This is a genomic window from Streptomyces montanisoli, from assembly GCF_017813245.1.
Classification (GTDB): Bacteria; Actinomycetota; Actinomycetes; order Streptomycetales; family Streptomycetaceae; genus Streptomyces; species Streptomyces montanisoli.
On record NZ_JAGIQL010000250.1, the window covers coordinates 1 to 6,903 of the forward strand.

General features: G+C 74.5%; 4 protein-coding genes and 1 pseudogene. 3 read left to right on the forward strand and 2 right to left on the reverse strand.

Going from position 1 to position 6,903, the window contains the following annotated elements; translation table 11 throughout:
- A pseudogene (locus JFN87_RS31275) lies at positions 1-730 on the forward strand (hypothetical protein); the annotation flags it as partial.
- 121 nt (positions 731-851) lie between these two features.
- A complete protein-coding gene (locus JFN87_RS31280; protein WP_209345600.1) occupies positions 852-1,604 on the forward strand; it encodes an SURF1 family protein in 753 nt (250 codons plus the stop codon).
- Between the two features lie 436 nt (positions 1,605-2,040).
- On the opposite strand, the gene JFN87_RS31285 is transcribed toward JFN87_RS31280, so the two are convergent.
- Positions 2,041-3,873 (reverse strand): S9 family peptidase, encoded by a 1,833-nt coding sequence (locus JFN87_RS31285; RefSeq protein ID WP_209345602.1) that lies wholly within the window; start codon positions 3,871-3,873, stop codon positions 2,041-2,043.
- 93 nt (positions 3,874-3,966) lie between these two features.
- Positions 3,967-4,626, reverse strand: coding sequence for a histone deacetylase (locus tag JFN87_RS31290; RefSeq protein WP_209345606.1), 660 nt, complete (start codon positions 4,624-4,626; stop codon positions 3,967-3,969).
- Positions 4,627-4,771: 145 nt separating this feature from the next.
- Between JFN87_RS31290 and JFN87_RS31295 the strand changes: the two genes are divergently transcribed.
- Positions 4,772-6,853, forward strand: coding sequence for an ABC transporter ATP-binding protein (locus tag JFN87_RS31295; protein WP_209345607.1), 2,082 nt, complete (start codon positions 4,772-4,774; stop codon positions 6,851-6,853).
- Positions 6,854-6,903 lie beyond the last annotated feature (50 nt).

Sequence of the window (6,903 nt, forward strand, 5' to 3'; positions counted from 1 at the left end):
GGGCGCGCGCCCGAAGCCGCACGGCAGCACCGCGTCGCCCGGCGGCGGCAGCGCGGCGGGCACGGGCGACGACTCGTCGCCGGCGACCACGTTCGGCGAGAAGCTGCCGAGCTGCGCCGCCGACCAGCTGGGCGTGACGGCGACCAAGAGCAGGCCCACGGCCGACGGCACCGTGTACGGGAGCTTCCACGTCTCCAACGTGTCGCACAAGAAGTGCGCCGTGAACGGCGGCGACTCCGTCGGCTTCGCGGCGTCGGGAGCGGCGGACCCGGCGAAGATCATGGTGGTCCAGCACACGCCGGGCGACCCGGCGACGCAGCTGCCGGAGACCTCGAACGACACGGCGCCCGTGGCGCTCGCGCCCGCCGCGGCCTACGAGTTGAAGTTCGCGTTCGTGCCGTCCGAGACGTGCCCGTCGTCGGGCGGCTCGCCGGACCCGACACCCACGAGCGACCCCTCGCACGACCCGCAGTCACCGGGCGGCAGCCCAGGTTCGAAGACCGACGCGGCAGCGGACACGGGCACGGGATCGGGCGCCGGCGCGTCAGGACTCGACACGCAGCTGGTCGCGGACGGCGGGGACGGCACGGGCGGCGCCGGCACGCAGGAGGGCAGCGTGTCCGTCTCGCACGTTCCCGAACCCGGCGCGGACAAGGCGCAGACGACCATCCCGAACGCCTGCGCGGGAACGATCTACAAGACGGGCCCGGTGAACGAGCCGGCCGCCTGACCTCCGGCCGCGGCGCGGGTCAGCGCGGGTCGGGTGCAGTTCGGTGCAGGTCGGTGCGCGGGTGCGGCCCACGGGCCCACCCGGGGACTCGCGGCGCGGACGGGTTCCGTACCGTGGTGGTGTGTACCGGTTCCTGCTGACACCCCGCTGGTGGGGGATCAACGTCTTCGCCCTGCTGGCGATCCCCGTCTGCGTCTTCATGGGGATCTGGCAGCTGAGCCGCTTCGAGGGCCGCGTCCAGGCGCAGCACGCCGCGGACGCCAGGCCCGATCCGGCAAAGGAGGCGGCCGCGCCGCTGGCCGATCTCCTGCCCGTCACGCAGCAGAGCTCCGGGCGGCAGGCGAAGGTCACCGGCCGCTACGAGGAGCAGTTCCTCGTGCCCGACCGCCGGCTCGACGGCAAGAGCGGCTCCTACGTGCTCACGATGCTGCGCACGGACGGCGGCAAGGCGCTCCCGGTCGTGCGCGGCTGGCTGCCCCACGGCGCGAAGGCGCCGGCCGCGCCCACGGGTCAGGTCGACGTCGTCGGCTCGCTCCAGCCGTCCGAGACGGCGGACAGCGACGGCGCCATCACCAGCGGGGGCCTGCCCCGCGGTGAGGTCGGCATGATCAGCGCCGCGTCCCTCGTCAACATCGTCCCGTACGGCGTGTACGACGCCTGGGTGACCGCGGACAAGGCCGTGAGCGGCCTGACCCCCGTCCCCGCGGCGGCGCCGGCGAACACGGGCCTCGACCTCAAGGCGTTCCAGAACCTCGGCTACACGGGCGAGTGGTTCGTCTTCGCGGGCTTCGTCCTCTACATGTGGTTCCGCCTGGTGCGGCGAGAGGCCGAGGCCGCGAGGGACGAGGCCCTGGGCATCGAAACCGCCGCCTGACCCCGCGGCAGGCGGGGCGCCTGGCCGTCGGCCCGCCACCGCCCCAGCGTTTTCGCCCACGGCACCACATCGCGCGCCGGCGGGCACCCGGGGGCCGCTCCCGCCCGCACCCGGCCGCGCCGACGTCGCGCGCGCAGCCCCCGGCAGCGCACCCATGGTGCCTGTACCGCACACACGGCGCCCCCGGCGCGGGCGCGTCGGCGATGAGCGCCCGCACCGCTCCCTGCGGCCACGTCCGACGCGGGCTGCGCCCCGCCCCCCTCAGGCCGGTGTCTCGGCCGCGCGCCGCCTCGTCACGGACCGCCGCTCGGCCCCACGGGGCCCCGCACGGACGCGGCCACCCACGTCTCCCAGGGCGGGGGCGGCCGCCCGCGGTGTTCCGGCGCGGGCGGCGTGCGGCCACCCACGGCGCGAACAGGCGCGCCGGCGCGCCCGCTCAGGCGGGTACGCCCACGTGCTTGCGTGCGAAGTCCAGTTCCAGTCGCACCTGCTTGATGCGCTCCTCCACCACGAGCGATCCGTGCCCCGCCTCGTACCGGTACACCTCGTGCACGGCGCCCCGCGCCGCCAGGCGGTCCACGTAGTTCTCCACCTGCTTGATCGGGCACCGCGGGTCGTTCAGCCCCGCGGAGATGTACACCGGCGCCCGCACCTCGTCGACGTACGTCAGCGGCGACGACGCCGCGAACCGCTCGGGCACCTCCTCAGGCGTCCCGCCGAGGAGCGTGCGGTCCATCGCCTTGAGCGCCTCCATCTCGTCGTTGTACGCCGTCACGTAGTCCGCGACCGGCACCGCCGCAAGCCCGGCCGCCCACGCGTCCGGCTGCGTGCCCAGGCCGAGCAGCGTCAGGTAGCCGCCCCACGAGCCGCCCGCCAGCAGGAGCCTGGCCGGGTCAGCGAGACCGGACGACACCGCCCACTCCCGTACCGCCGCGATGTCCTCGAGCTCGATCAGGCCGACGCGGTGCTTGAGCGCGTCCGTCCAGTCGCGCCCGTACCCCGTGGAGCCCCGGTAGTTGACCCGCACCACCGCGAACCCGTGGTCCACCCACGCCGCAGGCGCAGCCGCGAACGCGTCGCTGTCGTGCCACGTGGGGCCGCCGTGGATCTCGAACACCGTGGGCAGCGGCCCCCGCGCGCCGGGCGGACGCTGGACGAGCGCGTGGACGCGGCCGCCGGGGCCCTCCACCCACGCGTCCTCCACCGGCACCGACCCGGGCGCCGTGAACCCCGGCGCGTCGAGGACCCTGCCGCCCGACGTGGACCGTACCGACGGCGGTGTGGCCGCCGACGACCACAGGTACTCCACGCTCCCGTCCGGCCGCGCCGTCGCGCCCGACACCGAGCCCGCGGGCGTCTCGACCCGCACGAGCGCGCGCTTCGCCATGTCGTACCGCCACAGCTCGCTGCGCGCCTCGAAGCTGTGCTCGATCAGCAGCCCCGATCCGTCCGGGTACCACTCCGCGCCCAGGTCGCCGGGGAGCTCGACCGCGAGGTCGGTCTCCTCGCCCGTCAGCGGATCCCAGATCATGGGCTCCCACCGCCCGCGCCGCTGGTGCCCCACCAGCAGCCTGCTGTCCCCCGCGACCGGCGAAAACCCGAGGACCTCGAGACCCAGCTCGCGCGTACCGCCCTCGGTGTCGTCGAGCTCGGCGACCCGCGACCCGTCGAGCCGGACCACGCGCAGCGCCGAGTGCATCGCGTCCCCGTGCTCGGTGTGCTCGATCGCCAGCAGATCCCCGTCGTACGACAGGTCGCCCACGCCCGCCGACTCGCGGTGCCGGTAGATCTCGGCGGGCTCACCGCCGGGCACCCGCACCACGTGGATCGTCGTGCCGTCCTCGTCGGTGGACCGGCCGACGGCCGCGAGCCCGCCGCGCCCGAGGGCGAGCCCCGCGGGGAACGACGGCGCGAGCCCGGGCACCGCGGGCTCGTCCGCCTCGCCGGCGGGACGCCCGCCGAAGGGCTGGCGCTTCCAGACGCCGAACTCGTCCCCGTCGGTATCGGAGAACCACCAGATCCAGGCGCCGTCCGGCGTCAGCACGCCGTCCGTCGTGCCGTTGGGCCGGTCCGTCGCCTGGCGCCGCACACCCGTGGCGCGATCCCACGCGTACAGCTCGTACGTGCCCGTCGCGTTGGACACGAACAACGCGTTGTCGGGCGCATCCTCCGCCCAGTCGGGCAGGGAAACCCGAGGCGCCCGGAAGCGCTTCTCCCAGTCGGGCACATCGGCCGACGGGGAACTGGCGGAGTCGGTGATCTCAGTCATGGCTCCATTCTGCGCCCGCCCACCGACACCGTGGCGGCTTCACCCCCAGCCTGTGGACAACTCCTGCGATCCCGCCGGAAACCACCCCGGCCGTCACACCAGCCGGGCGATCTCCTCCGCGTCCCAGTGCCCGGCAGCCCCCGGGCGCCCGGCCAGGTACCGCGCCACCGCCCGCGCGTCCCCGGCCCCGGCCTCCGCGAGCCCGCCCGCCAGGTGGGCGAGGTACGCGGCGGACGGCGGGTTCGCCGCGACATCGCCCATCGACCACGGCGCGGTGAACGTCAGGACGGGCACGCCGTCGACGTCGCCCGCGTGCACGAGCGTCTCGTAGCGCCCGTCGCCGAGCCGGAGCCTCTCCCCGGGCCGCAGGCCCGCCACGTCGATGTCTGGGCCCGTGCCCGGCTCGCGGTCCATCTCCTGGGCGACGACGTCGGAGAACTGCCCGACCGTGATCAGGTACGCGCGCGCCTGCACGCTGCCCGCCGCGTCCGGGTCGTAGAACGCCCTGCCACCCGTCCACACGTCGCTCTCCGTGGCGAAGTACAGCGCACCGGTCAGGTGCATCAGGCGGGAGGCGGCCGGCGGCCGGGGATCACGGCACCCGGCGTAGGTGCGGGCGGCGCCCGAGGGACGCCCACCCGAGAGGTAGGCGTCGAACCGCGCACGCCGCATGTTGGACCCGTAGGACGCGTACCAGACGCGCTCGTGCCGGTACGGCCGGTACGGCCGGTACGGAGTGGTCACGCGCGTCATCGTATCGACCGCGCATCCCCCGAGAGCCCCCCGTCACCTCCCTCCCGCTCCCTCACGCCCTCTCGTGCGCCGTCCCCCGCCCTGTTCAATACGTCCGGTCGATACGTCCGGTACGTCCGGCAGGCCGCCGCAGGCAGGAGCCCCCATGGCCAGACGCACACCCCGCACACCCCGCACACCCCGCAGACCCCAGGTGGACACGCCCCGCGAAGGCCGGCAGCCCACGCCCGACCACGCGACGACGGACACCTCGGACACCTCGGACACCTCGGAGTCCGAGAAGCTGCTCTTCGGCGGCCCCCTCCGCTACGACATGGGCTTCAGCAAGCACGAGGACGCCTTCCTCCAGCTGAACCTGCGCGCGATGGTGCGGCGGCTCCCGCTCCTGCTGCGCATGACGGGCGAGTTGGCCCGTGAGGCGGACAAGGGCGCGCTGCGCGCCGTGGCGCTGGCCGAGGTCGGCAGGGGCGCGAGTTCGGCGGTCGGCCTGATCGCCGTCAACCGCGTCCTTGCCCACCTGCTCGCGGCGGGATCGACCGCCGAGCGGCTCGGTCAGGCCTCCGGAGCGCTGGCGGTGGCGGGTACGGCTGCGCTGGCCGGCGCGGTGCTGCGCGCCCTGTCGACGGCCGCCACAGGCCAGTTGGAGCCCAAGGTCGAACGGGTCGCGACCGAGCGCTACCTGGCACACACCGCGCGCGTCGAGCTCGCGGCGGTGGAGGACGACGAGTTCCACAAGCTCCTCGACAGCGCGCAGTACGGCGCCTCGTCGGCGCGCAGGATGGTGCAGTACTGCCAGAACGTGCTGGGCGCCCTCATGTCGCTGATCGCCGCCGCCGGCGTCCTCGCCCTACTGCACCCGCTGCTGCTGCCCCTGCTCGTCGCGATGACCCTGCCGAGCTCCTGGGCCGCCCTGTCGGTGGCGCGGCGGCGCTACCTGTCGTTCCAGGCGTGGGTGCAGCACACGCGCGCGGGAAACCTCATCAGCCGGATGCTGATCTCCACGGACGCGGCGCCCGAGATCAGGGTGCACAACGTCGGCCCGTTCCTGCTGCACCACTTCCGCGCCATGTCGCAGTCGCAGGAGGCGGAGCAGCGCAGGCTCGCCCGGCTCGCCGCACGCACCGGCCTGATCGCGGCGGGCTGGACGGGGCTCGCGACGGCCGCCGCGTACGCGACGCTCGGCGGCATGCTGTGGACGGGCGCGATGGCGCTCTCGGTGGGCGGCACGGCGGTCCTGGCGATCAGGAGCGGCTCGTCGAGCCTCGACAACCTCGTGCTCCAGATCAACTACCTGCACGAGGAGAGCCTGTTCGTCGGCGACCTGCACCGCCTGTGCGAGGAGGCGGAGCTGCGCGCCGTCCCGGTCGGCGGGGTGCCGCTGCCCGAGAAGCCGGAGGCGATCACGTTCGAGGACGTCGGGTTCACGTACCAGGGGGACGCGGGCAAGCGCGCGCTCGACGGCGTCAGCCTCACGATCCCGACGGGGAAGATCGTCGCGCTGGTGGGGGAGAACGGCAGCGGCAAGAGCACCCTCGTCAAGCTGCTCTGCGGCCTCTACCAGCCGGACGCGGGCCGCATCCTGTGGGACGGAGTCGACGCGGCCGAGGCGGACCGCCAGGAGCTCGTCTCGCGCGTCGCGGTCGTCGGCCAGGACTTCTACCGCTGGCCGTTCACGGCGTCGGTCAACGTCAGCATCGGCCGCCCCGACGTGCCCGTGCGGCAGCGGCGCCTCGACGACGCGGTCGGCTACGCGGGAGCCGAGGACCTGATCGCCGAACTGCCGCGCGGCTGGCAGACGTTGCTGGCCCGCGGCTACAAGGGCGGTCACCAGCTCTCGGGCGGCGAATGGCAGCGCCTCGGCCTCGGCAGGGCGCACTACCGTGCGGGCGAGCTCCTGATCGTCGACGAACCCACCTCGGCGCTCGACGCGAAGGCCGAACAGCACCTGTTCGAGCAGATCCGGGCCCTCGCCGACTCCGGCCAGACGATCATCCTGATCACCCACCGCCTCGGCTCGGTCAGGGCGGCGGACCTGATCCACGTCCTGGACCACGGCAGGCTCGTCGAGAGCGGCACCTTCGAGGAACTGCTCACCAGCCCGGCCAACGGCCCCAAGACCTTCCGCGCGCTCTACGACCTCCAGGCGGCCCAGTACGCCCCGCCCGCCCAGGTACCGCAGCAGGGCACCGGCCGCGCGGACGCGCCACCGGCGGGGGCGGGGCGGTAGCCGGCGCGCGGCGCGCCGGCCCGGCGGTCAGGTCGGGAGGGCACGCGCCT